The organism is Pseudomonas helleri, assembly GCF_045830615.1.
Taxonomy (GTDB): domain Bacteria; phylum Pseudomonadota; class Gammaproteobacteria; order Pseudomonadales; family Pseudomonadaceae; genus Aquipseudomonas; species Aquipseudomonas helleri.
The window spans coordinates 3,671,311-3,688,114 of the sequence record NZ_CP174501.1; the positions used below are offsets into that span (position 1 = coordinate 3,671,311).

The window sequence follows — 16,804 nt, forward strand, 5'->3', positions numbered from 1 at the left end:
TTTTGGCCGATTAAAAGATCGCGAGGCAAGCTCGCTCCTACAGGGAGTGTGTTGACCTTGGTTATCGTTTGCGCAGGATCACGCTGCCTATCGAGTAGCCGGCACCGAACGAGCTGAGTACCGCCAGCGAGCCACTGTCCAGATCATCCTGGTAAGTGTGGAAGGCAATCACGGAGCCGGCAGAACTGGTGTTGGCGTAGGTATCGAGGATCACCGGCGCTTCTTCAACCGACGCTTCGCGGCCCAGCAGGCGCTTGACGATCAGGTGGTTCATGCTCAGGTTGGCCTGGTGCAGCCAGAAGCGTTTGACGTCAGCCACTTTGACTTCGTTTTCTTCCAGGTGTTTGTCGATCAAGTCCGCCACCATCGGGCAGACTTCACGGAATACCTTGCGGCCTTCCTGCACGAACAGCTTGTCCGGGCTGTCGGGGTTTTCGTCCGAAGCACGGTTGAGAAAGCCAAAGTTGTTGCGGATATTGTTCGAGAAGGTGGTCAGCAGTTTGGTGCTGACGATGTCGAACTGATGACTGGACGTCGCCAGATCAGCGCGCTCAACCACAATGGCGGTGGCCGCATCGCCAAAAATAAAGTGGCTGTCGCGGTCACGGAAGTTCAAGTGACCGGTGCACACTTCCGGGCTCACCAGCAGCACCGCGCGGGCCTGACCCAGTTGCACGCTGTTGCTGGCCGTCTGCAGACCGAAGGTCGCTGACGAGCACGCCACGTTCATGTCAAAACCAAACCCCTGAATGCCCAACGCCTGTTGCACTTCAATGGCGATGGCCGGGTACGGGCGCTGCAGGTTTGAGCAGGCCACGATCACGCCGTCGATATCTGCGGCAGTCTTGCCCGCTCGCTCCAGCGCTTGCGTGGCGGCGCCGACGGCCATTTCGCAGAGCACGGACATCTCATCGTTGGAACGCTCAGGCAAACGCGGGCGCATGCGTTGCGGGTCAAGGATGCCGTCCTTGTCCATCACAAAGCGGCTTTTGATACCTGAGGCTTTTTCGATAAAGGCAGCGCTGGACTCGGCCAGAGGCTCGATGTTACCGGCCTCGATAGCGCCAGCGTTGTCGGCGTTGAACTGTTGCACATACGCGTTGAAGGACTGCACCAACTCTTCGTTGGAAATGCTGTTGGCCGGGGTGTACAGGCCGGTGCCGCTGATGACGACGTTATACACGGTCGTTCCTCTTATTCTGTTCAAGCCGAAAATAATCGTGTCAGGTAGTTATAGCCGCGAAGTTTGCCATAAATGGCAACATTTGGCCTGATTTGCCGAATCATGAAAGCACGCCCTCCGGCAGGATCAGGCTTAAGCGTCCACCAGACTCCATTGCTTGCTCAACCGCTTATCCGAAATAGGCACTTTGGTGCCCAGTTGCTGGCCAAACAGCGACACGCGATATTCCTCCAGCCACCAGCGATAGAGTTCCAGTTGCGGGTCGCGCTTGCCTTCCTGGGCATGCTTGGCAGCACGCGCCTGGTACTGGGCCCACAAACCTGCCAGCTCAGCACTCCAGACCCGGTCTTTCTGCACCTGACCCGGCAGTTTTTCCAAACGCATTTCAATGGCCTTGAGGTAGCGCGGCAGCTCTTTGAGCCACTGCGCCGGGGTTTCGCGCACAAAGCCCGGATAAACCAAATGGCTCAGTTGCTGCTTGATGTCATTCAAGGCCACCGCCTGGGCCAGATCAATCTTGCCTTTGAAGCGCTTTTGCAGCCCGTGCCACAGCTTGAGAATGTCCAGCGTCAGTTTGGCCAGCTTCTCTGCGTGCTCGGTCAACGCACCGCGCTTGCGCTCGGCCAACGACGCCAGCCCCGCACCATCACGCGGCAACGTCGCTTCGCCCTCAAGGATGCAGCTGTCGAGGCTGGCCAAAAGGATGTCTTCGACCAGGCTCTCGACTCGGCCCAGTTCGCGGTACAACAAGCCCAGTTCGGTCTGGCCCGGCAACTTGCTGCGCAAGAACTTGGCAGGTTCAGCCAACTGCTGCATCAGCAAACGCTGCAAGGCCCGGCGGTGTTGGTACTCAGCCTCGGCAGGCGTTGAAAAGCGCCCTTCCTTGACGGTATTGCCCTCTTCCACCAGCGCCGGGTAGACGGTCATCGACAGCCCGGCGATCTTTTGCTGGGTTTTCTCGGCCACCGGCGCAAAGACTTTGGCTTCAACAGGCTGCTGGCTTTTAGCTGTTTGCGGCACCGCCAAAGCCGCCTGACTGGCTTGCGCAAAGCGCGCCGTCAGTTCGGCAAGGTCACGACCTTCACCCAGGAACTTACCGTCGCCGTCGACAATTTCGAGGTTCATCTTCAGATGACTCTCAACCTGCTGCGCGGCTTCGGCCCACGCTTCGTCAGTCACCCGTGCGCCGGTCATGCGCAGCAGTTCACGGCCCAATGCCTGCGGCAGCGAACCTTCAGCAAACGTCATGCGTTGCAGCGCGGCTTTGACGAAGTCCGGCACCGGGACGAAGTTTTTGCGCAAGGCCTTGGGCAAACTGCGCACCAGGGCAATGCATTTGGCTTCGATCATGCCCGGCACCAGCCACTCCAGGCGCTCTGGCGGCAAGACCGGCAACAAGGGCGCCGGCACTTTGACCGTCACCCCGTCACGCGGGTGATTCGGTTCAAAGTGGTAGCTCAATTCGAGGGTCAAATCCCCCAGGTGCAGGGTGTTCGGGTAGTGCTTGGCGGTGATTTCGGTGGCTTCGCGAGCCAGCACGTCCTCTTCGCGCATGATCAGCAACTGCGGGTCTTTTTGGCTATTGACCCGGTACCAGCTGTCAAAGGTTGCGGTCTGGTGAATCTCGGCCGGCAGACGTGCGTCATAAAACGCATAGAGGGTTTCTTCGTCGGCCAGAATGTCACGCCGCCGCGCCTTGGCTTCCAGCTCATCGAGCTGTTCGAGCAGCTTGGCGTTGGCCGTCAGGCACTTGGCCCGCGACTGAATCTCGCCGCGCACCAGCCCTTCTCGGATAAACAACTCACGTGACAGCACCGGATCAATCGGGCCGTAATGCACCGCGCGCCGCCCGACCACAATCAACCCGTACAGGGTGATCTGCTCGTAGGCCACCACTTGCCCGCGTTTCTTTTCCCAATGCGGCTCAAAGTAGTTCTTTTTGATCAAGTGCCCCGCCAGCGGCTCGATCCAGTCAGGTTCAATTTTGGCTACCATTCGCGCATAGAGCTTGGTGGTTTCGACTAGTTCGGCAGTCATCAGCCATTGCGGGCGTTTTTTGCCCAGGCCCGACGACGGGTGAATCCAGAAGCGACGCTGACGCGCGCCCAGGTAATCGCCGTCTTCAGTTTTCTGCCCGATCTGGCTGAGCAAACCGGACAACACCGCTTTGTGCAGTTTTGGATAGTCGGCCGGCTCTTTATTGACGCTGAGCTGCATGTCGCGGCAGATCAAACTCAATTGGCGGTGCGAATCGCGCCACTCGCGCAGCCGCAGATAATTCAGGAAGTTCTTGCGGCACCAATTGCGCAGCGGGCTCGCGGTCAAGGCCTGGCGTTGCTCTTCAAAGCCGCGCCACACATTGATCAGCGCGGCAAAGTCCGAGTCCACGTCTTTCCACTGTGCGTGGGCCTGATCCGCTGCCTGCTGACGCTCGGGCGGGCGCTCACGCGGGTCTTGCACCGACATGGCACTGGCGACGATCAACACTTCCTGCAAGCTGCCCAGCTTGGCGGCTTCAAGCAACATGCGGCCCATGCGCGGGTCCACCGGCAAGCGCGCCAGTTGGCGGCCCAAGGGTGTCAGCTGGTTCTCGCGGTTAACCGCTGACAGCTCTTGCAGCAGGTTGAAACCGTCGGTGATGGCCTTGCCATCCGGCGGCTCGATAAACGGAAACGCAGTAATTTCGCCCAGACGCAGGTGCAGCATCTGCAAGATAACGGCTGCAAGGTTGGTCCGCAGAATCTCGGGGTCGGTAAATTCCGGGCGACCGTTGAAATCTTCCTCGGCGTACAAGCGCACGCAAATCCCCGGCTCGACCCGTCCGCAGCGGCCTTTACGCTGGTTTGCACTGGCCTGGGAAATAGCTTCGATAGGCAGGCGCTGCACCTTGGCCCGATAGCTGTAACGGCTGATGCGTGCGGTGCCGCTGTCAATCACATAGCGAATACCCGGTACGGTCAACGAGGTTTCCGCAACGTTGGTCGCCAGCACCACACGACGCCCCGGATGCGACTGGAAAATCCGTTGTTGCTCAGCCGGAGACAGGCGCGCATACAAAGGCAGAATTTCGGTGTGCTTGAGCTGTGCCTTGCGCAGCATCTCGGCGGCATCGCGGATCTCGCGCTCGCCGGGCAAAAACACCAGCACGTCGCCAGGGCTTTTACGCTCGCTGCGCTCATGGGCGGCGATTTCATCGAGGGTGGCGATGATCGCCTGGTCGACACTCAAATCCTCTTCGACACTGTTGCCCTCTTCGTCCTGCTCGGAGGTCAGCGGGCGGTACCAGGTTTCGACCGGGAAGGTACGGCCGGACACTTCAACAATCGGCGCATCGTTGAAGTGTTTGGAAAAACGCTCCAGATCGATGGTCGCCGAGGTGATGATGACTTTGAGGTCCGGGCGCCGTGGCAGCAGGATCTTCAGATAGCCGAGCAAAAAGTCGATGTTCAGACTGCGCTCGTGGGCCTCGTCGACGATGATCGTGTCGTAGCGCTCGAGGTAACGGTCGTGCTGGGTTTCGGCCAGCAGTATGCCGTCGGTCATCAGCTTGATCAGGGTGTTGGAATCACTCTGATCCTCAAACCGCACTTGATAGCCGACCAGCGCCCCCAGCGGCGTACCCAGTTCTTCAGCGACCCGGCTGGCAACACTGCGCGCAGCAATCCGGCGAGGCTGGGTGTGACCGATCAAGCCGTGCTGGCCGCGGCCAATTTCGAGGCAGATTTTCGGCAACTGAGTGGTTTTACCCGAACCGGTTTCACCGGCCAGGATCAACACCTGATGCTTGAGCAGCGCCGCCTTGATCTCGTCGCGCTTGGCGGCAATCGGCAGATTTTCGTCATAACGAATCAACGGCACGCTGGCCGCCCGGGTAGTCACCTGCGCGCACGAGGCCTGCACACGCTCGGCCCAGGCCGCCAGTTTGGCGTCATCAGGCTTCTTGCGCAGCTCATGCAACTGCCGACGCAACTTATGGCGGTCGGCAATCATGGCGTGATCAAGGTTTTTCAACAGTTGGTTGATAGCAGGCGATTCGTCAGTCATCAGGTGCGCAAAAGTCTTGGTAAAGGCAGGCGGAGATTGTCGCAGATTTAAGCGGTTGTGCACGAGTCTGTAGGAATTGCGCACAACCATTGCCTTGCAGGCTGCATCCCCTACACTGCGCGGCTTAATCCTTGTTAGAGAAACCCTGTGAGATTCGCAGATTTTGTACGCATGCTGTCGCTGGCCGGCATTTGGGGCGCCAGTTTCCTGTTTATGCGAATCATCGCGCCAGTGCTCGGCTCTATTCCCACCGCGTTTTTCAGGGTTTCGATTGCCGCTACCGGCTTGCTGGTGATGTTGGTGCTGATGCGCGTCAGCTGGAACTTCGGCGGCAAGTTGAAGGTGGTGTTGATCCTGGGTGTGATCAACTCCGGGTTGCCTGCCACGTTGTATTCGGTTGCGGCGCAAGTACTGCCCGCGGGGTATTCAGCCATCTTTAATGCGACCACGCCGCTGATGGGGGTATTGATTGGCGGACTGTTTTTCAGCGAGCAACTCACCCTCACCAAGCTGGCCGGGGTATTTCTCGGGTTATTTGGCGTCGGGGTGTTGACCGGTGCCGGGCCGGTGGCCTTCGACCTGAACTTGCTGATGGGCGCCCTCGCCTGCCTGCTGGCGACGATCTGCTATGGCTTTGCGGGCTTTTTGGCGCGCCGCTGGCTGGACCAACAAGGCGGGCTGGACCCGCGCCTTTCGGCCATGGGCAGCATGCTCGGGGCGACCTTGTTTCTGTTGCCGTTGTTTGGTCTGAGCCTGCTCAATCAACCACCAGCCGATTGGGGCGGTGCACGGGTATGGTTGTCGCTGTTGGGGCTTGGGCTGGTGTGCACAGCCTTTGCCTACATCTTGTTCTTCCGTTTGCTGACCAACATCGGCCCGGTCAAATCCATGACCGTGACCTTTATGACCCCGCCCTTCGGGATCTTGTGGGGCGCCTTGTTTCTGGGCGAACCGCTGTCAATCGCGCACCTGTACGGCGGGCTGCTGATCGCCGCAGCGTTATGGCTGGTGCTCAAGCCCAACAAGCCGTGAAACTGTAGTCGCTGCCAAAGGCTGCGATGGGCTGCGTAGCGGCCCAGTTTTTTGAAGGCCCTGCGGTCCTTATCGCAGCCTTCGGCAGCGACTACATAGCTGTTTCTCTTATACGATTTTACGGAACACGAAGACCAGTCCGATGATGATCAAGGCCATACCGAGCACACTCAGCAAGGCCAGCTTGTTGCCAAAGATCAGGTAGTCCATGACCGCTGTAACCGCAGGCACCAAGTAGAAAAGGCTGGTTACGTTCACCAGGTTGCCCCGGGCGATCATCCGGTACAGCAGCAAGGTAGCCAGCACCGACACCACCAACCCCATCCACAACACCGGCACCACAAAGCCTGCGCCGTGTTCAAAGTGGAACGGTTGAAACGGCACAAACACCGTGCACAACAGTAACCCGGCCAGGTACTGCAACGGCAATGTGCCCAGCGGGTTCTGGGTAATGCGTTTCTGCATCAAAGTGCCCGCCGTCATGCTCGCCAACGCCAACAACGCACAGAGCATTCCGCCCCAGGACAAACCGGCCAGGCCAATGTTTTGGTACACCACCAGAATCAGGCCGGTCAGCCCCAGCATGAGCCCCACCGAACGGCTAAAAGAGTGACGACGTTCCAGAATCACCGCCGTCAGGATCGGCTGCACGCCCATCACCGTGGCCATGACGCCGGGCGTGACCTTGAGGTCCAGCGCCAGCAGATAAAAAATCTGATACGCGCCCAGTAGCACCGTCCCGGTGGCCAGTGCGTAACCAATGGCTTTGGCGCCGCGTGGCATCTGCAGTTTCATGGACGGGATCAACAGCACCAGCGCCAGCAGAGCGATGGCAAAACGAATCAACAGAAAGGCAAAGGGCGAAGCATGGGCCAGCCCCCACTTGGAGAAAATCGCGCCGCTGCTCCACAGCAGAACAAACAGGCTCGTGGACGCCGCCGCAAACGCGGACTCTTTAGAAATCGAAAGCATGGGTAACACCTGTCATCAGACATAAAAAGCCAACTCAGCCGAAGCTGAAGTTCAATGGTTTTTTAGACGGGTACGGGCAGCCGAAAGCTTGGCTTAGCCCGCAACACCAACACCCGGTGGCGAAACAACGACGTTCACCACGGTGCGACTGACAGGAGGGGGATAGTGGCTGATCTGCACAGGCTGTTTGCCCCCGCACGGCATCACGCCAGCAAAGACTGCTGGAACGACAACGCTGTGAGTAAGGGAAACCGGCATGTGCTGATTCTTTTGAAGAGAGTGGTATGAGCCATTGGCTCAACGAGCGCTGACTATAACCAGCGCTCGACATTTATTGCAATGACTGAACAGATTTAAAACACGTCGGTGTCCAGTACAACGGTGCACTCCGCATCGACTTCCAGAATTCAGCAAAACCTATGCCCAAACCTAGAATCCGGCTCAAGCATCAATTATTGAAATCACAGGCCAGAGCCATCGCGCACTCAATTCTGGCAGAGTCAAATGTGACCAAGGATGGTGCTCTATGCATAGTCAGATTTGAGCCCATTGATAGCGAAGCGCTCGCTGCGCTCGTCGAATGGGGCGATAACGTCCATTTTTCCTGGCAGAAAATTCCAGAATGGAAAGCCAGAGAACCCTGGTCGTTAGACCTTTCAATATGGTCCGGAACAGAACTGTGCGGGCTCTGCTTCGCCAACCCGAATCAAAGTCGGCTGCGAACGAAAATCATCAGGCTCGAAGGCAAACCGGACAGCCATCACCCTCTGAAAAACCGCATAGCTGCATTGACTATGATTGCCGTTGAACAGTACGCAAGACTCATAGGCAGCGAATGGCTGGAAATTCAAGAGCCAGCACAAGGTGCGCTAGCGGTATATCGGGACTTGGGGTTTCAATTCGATGCATTTGGCCGCCTTGTCGTACGCTTGGATTAGGACTAGTATCGACCTCACTGATCAATAAACAACCAAAACGGTGGCAATATGCAAGCAATCAACCCGACACCGTCTCCACTAAAAACCCGGCCCGACAGTAAATCTGAGGGGGCTACTGCTTCAAATCATCAGCAGCGCTTTCTACAGGTTGCGTTGAACGGCAGCAAAGTCAATGAGCCAACAGGTGTTTTAGCGGGCCGCTAACTTATTTTTTTCAATAAAAAACCGCTCATCTAGAGCGGTTTTTTATTGCACACCTCAAATCAACCGAACAACCAACGCCACAGCAGTACCAGCACGATAACGGCCAGCACCGGGCGGGCGATGCGGTATAGCTTGGGGTTGCGGCGTTTCCATTGTTTGACTACGCCGCTGAAGCGATCACTGAAGGTTTTGCTCCAGGCGTAGGCTTTGTTGATGCCGCCTACGCGTTCGTCGTCGAGGTTTTGCGGGGCGGTGGCTTTGCCCAGTTGCGCACTGACCCAGCGATTGATGCGGGTCATCAGGCGGCTGGTCAACGGGCGCTCGACGTCGCAAAACAGGATCACGCGGGTGATGTCGGTTTCGTTTTTCACCCAGTGCACGTAGGTCTCATCGAACATCACGTCTTCACCATCGCGCCAGGCGTATTCCTCGCCGTCAACGAAGATGCGGCACGCGTCGGAGTTCGGTGTCGACAACCCCAGGTGATAGCGCAAGGAACCTGCAAACGGGTCGCGGTGCGGGTTGAGATGGCTGCCGCCCGGCAACAAGGCAAACATTGCGCCTTTGACGTTGGGGATGCTGTTGACCAGCTCTACGGTTTTAGGGCACAGCAGTTCGGCCGATGGCAGCGGCTTGTCGTACCACTTGAGGTAAAAACGCTTCCAGCCTTTTTTGAAGAATGAGCCAAAGCCGGCGTCGTTGTTCTTCTCGGCGGCGCGGATATAGCCTTCGTCGAACAAGTGCATGGCTTCTTCGCGAATGGCTTGCCAGTTGTCTTTGAGGACGTCCAGCTCGGGGAATTTGCTGCGGTCCAGATAAGGCTTGGACGGCACGCCCGAGAATAAGTACATCAGCGCGTTGTAGGGCGCAAAGAATGCGGAGTGGTTGACGAACTGGCGTAACACCGGCAAACGCGCCTTGCCGCGCAAATGCACGTACAGGATGCTGCCGACAAACAGCAGTATGAGCCCTGCCTTGATGGCGAAGGATAAGGTCATGCAACAACTCCTCGAAAATACCGTGCGGCACCAAAAGCCCGCCGTGGCAGCCCGCCATGATAAACACTACCGACGCAGGACAAAACCCGCGCATTCCAACATTCAGTCTTAAGTACTACTCAATAACAGCGTAATTATGCATAAGCAGGCGTTTAGATCGTTTGATTTGAGTCATCAGTAACGGGTGGGAGCGGGCTTGCTCGCGATTCCGGCTATCGCGAGCAAGCCCGCTCCCACAGGACCTTCGGCCTTACTGCTGCAATTCTTGTTCGCTGAACAGGTCGCTGAACAAGAAGCTCGACAGGTAGCGCTCGCCCGAGTCCGGCAGGATCACGACGATGGTCTTGCCCTGCATTTCCGGGGTTTCAGCCAGGCGTGCGGCCACGGCCATGGCAGCACCGCCGGAGATCCCGCTCAAGATGCCTTCATCATGCATCAGGCGCAGAGCCATGGCCTTGGACTCGTCGTCGCCGACCAACTCAACTTTGTCGAGAATCGACAGATCGAGGTTTTTCGGCACAAAACCTGCGCCAATGCCCTGAATTTTATGTGGCGAGGGCTTGATCTCCTCTCCGGCCAGCGCTTGGGTGATCACCGGCGACGTGATCGGCTCAACGGCGACCGACAGAATCGGCTTGCCCTGGGTGTGTTTGATGTAACGCGATACGCCGGTAATGGTGCCGCCGGTGCCCACGCCCGCGACCAGCACATCCACATCGCCGTCTGTATCGTTCCAGATTTCCGGGCCGGTGGTTTTCTCGTGGATCGCCGGGTTGGCCGGGTTATCAAATTGCTGTGGCATAAAGTACTGCTCAGGGTTGCTGGCCTGAATTTCAGCAGCTTTATCAATGGCGCCCTTCATGCCCTTGGCCGGCTCGGTGAGTATCAGCTCAGCCCCCAGCGCCTTGAGCACTTTGCGCCGCTCAAGGCTCATCGAAGACGGCATGGTCAACACCAATTTGTAACCCCGTGCAGCAGCCACGAAGGCCAGACCGATCCCGGTGTTGCCGGAAGTTGGCTCGATAATGGTCATGCCCGGCTTGAGCACGCCACGGCTCTCAGCGTCCCAGATCATGTTGGCGCCAATCCGGCATTTCACCGAATAGCCAGGGTTACGCCCTTCAATCTTGGCCAGAATGGTCACGCCACGCGGCGCAATTTTGTTGATCTGAATAAGAGGTGTGTTACCGATGGAGTGCGCGTTATCTGCAAAAATGCGGCTCATGGCGGGGTCCTTATGCACCTTTTGGGGAGGCCCCAAGGGTAGGCTTCACGGTTCATCGCGTCCAGTCGTGACGCCTCAGTCAGAGACTGAATAAGGCGTCTGCGTTCACCTGAGGCGGACGTCGCGTTATAGTCGGACATACTTTTTTGTCCCCCGCCCTGCCCTTGCAGGCCTGGATCATGGTTTGAGGAATTGCAGATGAAGTTTGAAGGCACCCGCGCCTATGTGGCCACTGATGACCTGAAACTGGCGGTCAACGCAGCGATCACCCTGGAGCGCCCGCTGCTGGTCAAGGGCGAACCCGGCACCGGCAAGACCATGCTCGCCGAGCAGCTGGCCGAGTCCTTTGGCTGCAAGCTGATTACCTGGCACATCAAGTCCACCACCAAGGCCCATCAAGGCCTGTATGAGTACGACGCCGTAAGCCGCTTGCGCGATTCGCAACTGGGCGTGGACAAAGTGCACGATGTGCGCAATTACCTTAAAAAAGGCAAGTTGTGGGAAGCCTTTGAGGCCGAAGAGCGGGTCATCCTGCTGATCGACGAAATCGACAAGGCCGACATCGAGTTCCCCAACGACCTGCTGCAAGAACTCGACAAGATGGAGTTCTACGTTTACGAGACCGATGAAACCATCAAGGCCAAGGTCCGCCCGATCATCATCATTACCTCCAACAACGAAAAAGAACTGCCGGATGCGTTCCTGCGCCGCTGCTTCTTCCACTACATCAACTTCCCGGATCGCACCACGCTGCAGAAGATCGTCGACGTGCACTTCCCGGATATCAAGAAAGAGCTGGTCAGTGAAGCGCTGGACGTGTTCTTCGATGTCCGAAAAGTACCCGGCCTGAAGAAAAAACCGTCGACGTCCGAGCTGGTGGATTGGCTCAAGCTGCTGATGGCCGACAACATTGGCGAAGCGGTGTTGCGTGAGCGCGACCCGACCAAAGCGATCCCGCCACTGGCCGGCGCGCTGGTGAAAAACGAGCAGGACGTGCAGTTGCTGGAACGTCTGGCGTTTATGAGCCGTCGCGGCAATCGCTGATTTTTCAAGAAGGCGATAAGCATGCTGCTTAATCTGTTCAATGAAATGCGTGCGGCCAAGGTGCCGGTTTCGGTGCGCGAACTGCTGGACTTGATCAACGCGCTGAAAAACCGTGTGACATTCGCCGACATGGACGAGTTTTACTACTTGGCGCGTACGATCCTGGTGAAGGACGAGCGCCATTTCGACAAGTTTGACCGTGCCTTCGGCGCCTATTTCAACGGCCTGCAAAACCTCAATGAACACCTTGAGGCGCTGATCCCTGAGGACTGGTTGCGCAAAGAGTTTGAACGCTCGCTGAGTGACGAAGACCGGGCGCAATTGCAGTCGCTGGGCGGCCTGGACAAGTTGATCGAGGCGTTCAAACAGCGCCTTGAGGAGCAGAAAGAACGCCATGCCGGTGGCAATAAGTGGATCGGTACCGGCGGCACCAGCCCGTTTGGCTCGGGCGGTTATCACCCCGAAGGGATTCGAGTAGGCGATGCCGGGGCGCGTCAGGGCAAGGCGGCGAAAGTCTGGGAACAGCGCGAATACAAGAACCTCGATGATCAAGTCGAGTTGGGCACCCGCAATATCAAGGTAGCGTTGCGCCGCCTGCGCAAGTTTGCCCGCCAGGGCGCCGCCGATGAACTGGATATCGACGGCACCATCGACCACACGGCCCGCGATGCCGGGTTGTTGAATATCCAGATGCGGCCCGAGCGGCGCAACAACATCAAGCTGTTGTTGCTGTTCGATATTGGCGGCTCGATGGATTCCCACGTGAAAACCTGCGAGGAGTTGTTCTCGGCCTGCAAGACCGAGTTCAAGCATCTGGAGTACTACTACTTCCACAACTTCATTTACGAGTCGATGTGGAAAAACAACCAGCGCCGCCACGTCGAACGTATCGCCACACAAGATGTGCTCAACACCTACGGCGCCGATTACAAAGTGATTTTTATCGGTGACGCAGCGATGGGCCCGTATGAAATCACCCACGCCGGGGGCAGTGTCGAGCACTGGAACGAAGAGCCGGGTTACAAGTGGATGCAGCGTTTTATGGAGAAATATAAAAAGCTGATCTGGATTAACCCGTATCCGAAAGACACCTGGAAATACACGGCATCGACCGGGATTGTGCAGGACCTGGTTGAAGATCGCATGTACCCGCTGACCCTGGACGGGCTGGAAGAAGGGATGCGGTTTTTGGCTAAGTAATCCCGTTTTTTTGTAGGAGCGAGCTTGCCTCGCGATCTTTTTAAAAGATCAAAAGATCGCGAGGCAAGCTCGCTCCTACGGGTTCGGGGTTAGATGAAGCGTTGCATAAAAGCCTGGTGCTGGCGCTGTGCGGCGTCTTGGGTGACGGGCCGCAAGTAGACGGTCTCCCCCGGCACACATTGTGCCAATCGTGCCAGCGCCAACGGGGTTAATGCCCCCAGGCGCGGGTAACCGCCAATGGTCTGCCGGTCATTGAGCAAAACGATTGGCTGGCCATCGGGCGGTACCTGGATGGCGCCCAGCGGAATGCCTTCAGAGATCATCGGCACGCCCTGATACTCCAGCGCCGGGCCCTGCAGGCGAATACCCATGCGGTCTGCGCGGCTGTCGAGGGTCCACGGCTGATTGAAGGCATCGAACGTGCTTTGCCCGCTAAACGCACCGATCTGCGCGCCCAGCACCACATCCAGCAAAGGGTTGGCGGTAAAGCCAGGTTGTTGCGCAAGGGGAATGTCACGTAGCGCTAACGGCTCGGCGGTGTAATTCAGCTCATCGCCAATGGCCAACGCACGACCGAAACCATCGGGGCCACCCAGTTGCTCACGCACCACCGTTGCACTGCTGCCCAGTACCTGTGGCGCGACAAACCCGCCGGGAGCTGCCAGATAGGCACGAGCGCCCAACAGTGGCTGGGTAAAGCTTAAAGTCTGGCCTTTTTTCAACTCGACACGCCGCCAGGGCTTGAGTGCTTTACCGTCGACGCTTGCCGCCAGATCCGCCCCCGCCAGCGCTAGGGTGCAATCGCTCTGGGCAATCAGGCTCAAGCCGCCCAAGGTGATCTCAACGACCGCCGCGCCTGGCGTATTACCCAATAGCCAGTTGGCCCACGTCATCGACAACCAGTCTGCGGCTCCGCCTTGAGTCACGCCCAAATGTCGCACACCAAAACGTCCGGCATCTTGCAACAGACACATCGGGTTGCTGGCCTTGATCAGTAAACGGCTCATGCAAAAGCCTCCTGAGGTGTGTCGTCACCGCCTAAACGGATGAATTCTGCGTGGGACACAGCCTCGAATTGCACGGTATCGCCGGGTTGCATCAAGCTGTAGCCCTCTCGATTGCGATCAAACAGAGCGCTCGGGGTGCGGCCGATAAGGTTCCAGCCACCGGGCGATTGCGCCGGGTAAGCCGCCGTTTGCCGCTCGGCAATGCCCACGCTGCCTGCGGCCACACGCTTGCGCGGTGTGTTCAGGCGTGGCGCGGCCAGGGCTTCTTCGACCAGCCCCATAAAGGCGAAACCGGGGGCGAAGCCCAAGGCAAACACTTGATATTCACGCTCGCTGTGGCGGCGAATCACCTCACTCACGGGGCAGCCAATGCGCGCGGCCAGCAGCGAAAGTTCCGGGCCGACACTGAGGTCGTACCACACCGGCAGCACATGACACTGGCCAAGACGCTGCGTTTCGGGACGCAGGTCCGTGATGGCCTGGCCGATCAACACCCGGGCCTCGGCCGGGGTCAGCGTCAGGCCGTCGTAATGCACCATCAAGGTGGTGTAAGACGGCACCAGGTCTATCAGATGGTCGGCAAATACAGCGCGTAATCGCTCGCTGGCGGCCAGCATCCACGGCATGTTGCTTTCCGCAATCTCATCGAACAGACGCAACATCAGGCAGTCGATGGCCACGACTTCGATCCGCGGCTTCATGGCTGCGCCTGCTGGCTCAGGGCTTCACGAATGCGCCGCACGGCCGCCACCGAGCTGGCGTTGTCGCCGTGTACACACAAGGTCGTGGCGTGCAGGTGCAAGGCGCTGCCGTCGCTGGCCGTTAGGGGCTGGCCTGCGGCAATCGTCAGCGCTTGCTGGACGATGACATCTGCTTGATGGTGCACGGCGCCGGGTAACTGGCGCGAGACCAAGTGCCCGGCGCTGTCGTAGGCCCGGTCGGCAAAGGCTTCGAACCACAGGGTCAGACCAAACTCATCGCCAATGGCCTGGGCCGCGCTGTTGTCACGCGTGGCCATCAGCATCAGCGGCAAGCTGACATCGTAGGCGGCGACCGCCTGAACCACGGCGCGCAACTGCGCAGGGTTGGCCATCATGTCGTTGTACATCGCACCGTGGGGTTTGACGTAGCTGACGCGCGAGCCTTGGGCGCGGCAGATGCCGTCCAGTGCGCCGATCTGATAATGCAGCAGGTCTTGCAGCTCTTGCGCCGAGTAGGCCATGGAGCGCCGACCGAAGCCCGCCAGGTCTTGATACGCCGGGTGCGCGCCGATCAGCACATTGTTCGCCAGCGCCAGGCCCACAGTTTTGCGCATGATCCCCGGATCACCGGCGTGAAAGCCGCATGCGATGTTTGCGCAATCAATAAATGGCATCACCTCGGCATCCAGGCCCAGAGTCCAGTTGCCAAAGCTTTCGCCAATGTCGCAGTTCAATAACAGGCGGCTCACGGTGATGCTCCTGTGGTCTTTTTAGAAATTAGATGCAGGCATTTTTCGACAGCAACAGGCGGTTAGTCCAACTAATAAAAGCAGGGTATGGGGATAAGAAAAGTTGATGGCTCGCGATTTTTTAAACATCAAAAGATCGCGAGGCAAGCTCGCTCCAACAGCGGGGCGCGGGGTTTAGCTGTTGCGTTCGCGGCGAGCGATGCGTTCGCGCTGGCGTTTGCCGCCCAACACGACCCAGTCCACCAACCGGAAGAAGCCTTCGATGATGAAGGAAAACAGCAATGCACCGGCCATTGCCCAGCCAATGGCGGTGGGCGACAGCAGTACCTGGTAGGTGTAGGCGTTGAGCGTTTCCTGGCGGATGTCCGGATCGGCCGCGTAGGCCACTTGCAGGGCGCGGATGTACCAGGGGCCTTGCATGGCCTGGAACTGGTCGTCGAGCAGGCGCTGACGGTTGAGCAAGGTGCTCAGGCTGGTGGCATCGCTGCGAAACACCGGGTCGTCACTGGCCTGGTAATGCGCCACCAGGGCGTGCAGGTCACCTTTGAAGAATTGGTTGGCAGTGTTCTGGAAACCGGCCAGCCCGGTCTGGGCTTCGATCAGGTGCGCTTCCACGCGGTTGGCGTAGTCGTTGATAAAGCCCGGCACTTGCACGCCCAGTAACAGGCCCAGCGTAAACAGCACCAACCGCAGGTAGCTCAGCCACATACACGCGTCCCTTAATCAGTTTTTCCGTGGCTGATGCGCTCACCGCGGCGCCACAGGCTCCAGTGGCCAGGCTCATAGCGCGTCCAGACTTCGTTCTCGGTCAAAGGCTCGGTGGCGATCACGGTCACGACGTCGTTAGGCGTTGTTTCTGACTGGAAGTCGACGATCACGTCGACATCTTTCAATCTGGCTGGGCCAAACGGGGCGCGTCGAGTGATGTGCACCAGTTTGGTTGAACAGTAGCAAAACAGCCAATCGCCATCACTGAGCATGCAGTTAAACACGCCTTTGCTGCGAAATTCGGCGCACGCCTGGGTCAGCACCGGAATCAACTCTTCGACTTCAACCGGCTCCGGAAACGCTTCACGCACGCGATTGAGCAAATCGCAGAAAGCCGCTTCGCTGTCGGTGTCGCCAATCGGCCGGTAGAAGCTGGCGCTCGGTGAGAAATCAGCCAATTGGCCGTTGTGTGCAAAGCACCAGTTACGGCCCCATAACTCGCGGACAAACGGGTGGGTGTTGGACAAGCAGACTTTGCCGACGTTAGCCTGGCGGATATGGCCAATCACCACTTCGCTTTTGATCGGATAACGCTGCACCAGCAACGCGACTTCAGAGTCGCAACTGGCGGCCGGGTCCTGGAACAAACGCAGACCACGACCTTCATAAAAGGCAATACCCCAGCCATCACGATGCGGGCCGGTACGCCCGCCACGCTGCATCAAGCCGGTAAAACTGAACACAATATCAGTCGGGACATTGGCGCTCATGCCCAATAATTCACACACGCTCGCACACT

Annotated in this window: 14 protein-coding genes; 4 read left to right on the forward strand and 10 right to left on the reverse strand. The window is 58.2% G+C overall.

From position 1 onward, the window contains the following. Positions 1–61: 61 nt before the first annotated feature. Positions 62–1,183, reverse strand: a complete 1,122-nt coding sequence (locus tag ACJJU9_RS16550) for a beta-ketoacyl-ACP synthase III (protein ID WP_407729013.1) — start codon at positions 1,181–1,183, stop codon at positions 62–64. Positions 1,184–1,315: 132 nt separating this feature from the next. Further along, entirely contained in the window at positions 1,316–5,227 is a 3,912-nt protein-coding gene (gene hrpA, locus ACJJU9_RS16555) for an ATP-dependent RNA helicase HrpA (RefSeq protein ID WP_407729014.1), read from the reverse strand. 171 nt (positions 5,228–5,398) lie between these two features. On the opposite strand from hrpA, the gene ACJJU9_RS16560 reads away from it, so the two are divergent. After that, positions 5,399–6,259 (forward strand): DMT family transporter, encoded by an 861-nt coding sequence (locus ACJJU9_RS16560; RefSeq protein WP_407731005.1) that lies wholly within the window; start codon positions 5,399–5,401, stop codon positions 6,257–6,259. 108 nt (positions 6,260–6,367) lie between these two features. On the opposite strand, the gene ACJJU9_RS16565 is transcribed toward ACJJU9_RS16560, so the two are convergent. Further along, positions 6,368–7,231 (reverse strand): DMT family transporter, encoded by an 864-nt coding sequence (locus tag ACJJU9_RS16565; RefSeq protein ID WP_407729015.1) that lies wholly within the window; start codon positions 7,229–7,231, stop codon positions 6,368–6,370. A gap of 419 nt (positions 7,232–7,650) precedes the next feature. Between ACJJU9_RS16565 and ACJJU9_RS16570 the strand changes: the two genes are divergently transcribed. After that, positions 7,651–8,169, forward strand: coding sequence for a hypothetical protein (locus ACJJU9_RS16570; RefSeq protein WP_407729016.1), 519 nt, complete (start codon positions 7,651–7,653; stop codon positions 8,167–8,169). 263 nt (positions 8,170–8,432) lie between these two features. Here ACJJU9_RS16570 and ACJJU9_RS16575 read toward each other — a convergent pair whose 3' ends face one another. Further along, positions 8,433–9,371, reverse strand: a complete 939-nt coding sequence (locus ACJJU9_RS16575; RefSeq protein ID WP_123751988.1) for an aspartyl/asparaginyl beta-hydroxylase domain-containing protein — start codon at positions 9,369–9,371, stop codon at positions 8,433–8,435. 250 nt (positions 9,372–9,621) lie between these two features. Further along, positions 9,622–10,596 carry a cysteine synthase A gene (gene cysK, locus ACJJU9_RS16580; protein WP_048371564.1) on the reverse strand — a complete coding sequence of 325 codons (975 nt, stop codon included), beginning with the start codon at positions 10,594–10,596 and terminating at the stop codon, positions 9,622–9,624. A gap of 198 nt (positions 10,597–10,794) precedes the next feature. On the opposite strand from cysK, the gene ACJJU9_RS16585 reads away from it, so the two are divergent. Together ACJJU9_RS16585 and ACJJU9_RS16590 are read left to right on the forward strand one after the other, a co-directional pair. Next, positions 10,795–11,640 carry a MoxR family ATPase gene (locus tag ACJJU9_RS16585; protein ID WP_048371566.1) on the forward strand — a complete coding sequence of 282 codons (846 nt, stop codon included), beginning with the start codon at positions 10,795–10,797 and terminating at the stop codon, positions 11,638–11,640. Between the two features lie 21 nt (positions 11,641–11,661). Then, entirely contained in the window at positions 11,662–12,840 is a 1,179-nt protein-coding gene (locus tag ACJJU9_RS16590; RefSeq protein ID WP_048386160.1) for a VWA domain-containing protein, read from the forward strand. 89 nt (positions 12,841–12,929) lie between these two features. Here the strand turns inward: ACJJU9_RS16590 and ACJJU9_RS16595 are convergent, their stop codons facing one another. From ACJJU9_RS16595 to ACJJU9_RS16615, 5 genes are all read right to left on the reverse strand, one after another. Then, complete coding sequence (locus ACJJU9_RS16595) at positions 12,930–13,847, reverse strand: biotin-dependent carboxyltransferase family protein (protein ID WP_407729017.1); 918 nt, start codon at positions 13,845–13,847, stop codon at positions 12,930–12,932. Then, the gene (locus ACJJU9_RS16600) at positions 13,844–14,548 is read right to left on the reverse strand and encodes a 5-oxoprolinase subunit B family protein (protein WP_407729018.1); all 705 of its coding nucleotides are present in this window, start codon (positions 14,546–14,548) and stop codon (positions 13,844–13,846) included. The genes ACJJU9_RS16595 and ACJJU9_RS16600 overlap by 4 nt, the downstream gene beginning before the upstream one ends. Further along, positions 14,545–15,297 carry a 5-oxoprolinase subunit PxpA gene (locus tag ACJJU9_RS16605; RefSeq protein ID WP_407729019.1) on the reverse strand — a complete coding sequence of 251 codons (753 nt, stop codon included), beginning with the start codon at positions 15,295–15,297 and terminating at the stop codon, positions 14,545–14,547. Before ACJJU9_RS16605 ends, ACJJU9_RS16600 begins: the two co-directional genes overlap by 4 nt. A gap of 174 nt (positions 15,298–15,471) precedes the next feature. Beyond that, positions 15,472–16,005 (reverse strand): DUF2937 family protein, encoded by a 534-nt coding sequence (locus ACJJU9_RS16610; RefSeq protein ID WP_048371575.1) that lies wholly within the window; start codon positions 16,003–16,005, stop codon positions 15,472–15,474. 11 nt (positions 16,006–16,016) lie between these two features. Next, positions 16,017–16,793: a class II glutamine amidotransferase gene (locus ACJJU9_RS16615; RefSeq protein ID WP_048371577.1), complete on the reverse strand. Its 777-nt coding sequence runs from the start codon at positions 16,791–16,793 to the stop codon at positions 16,017–16,019. Positions 16,794–16,804: the final 11 nt, after the last annotated feature.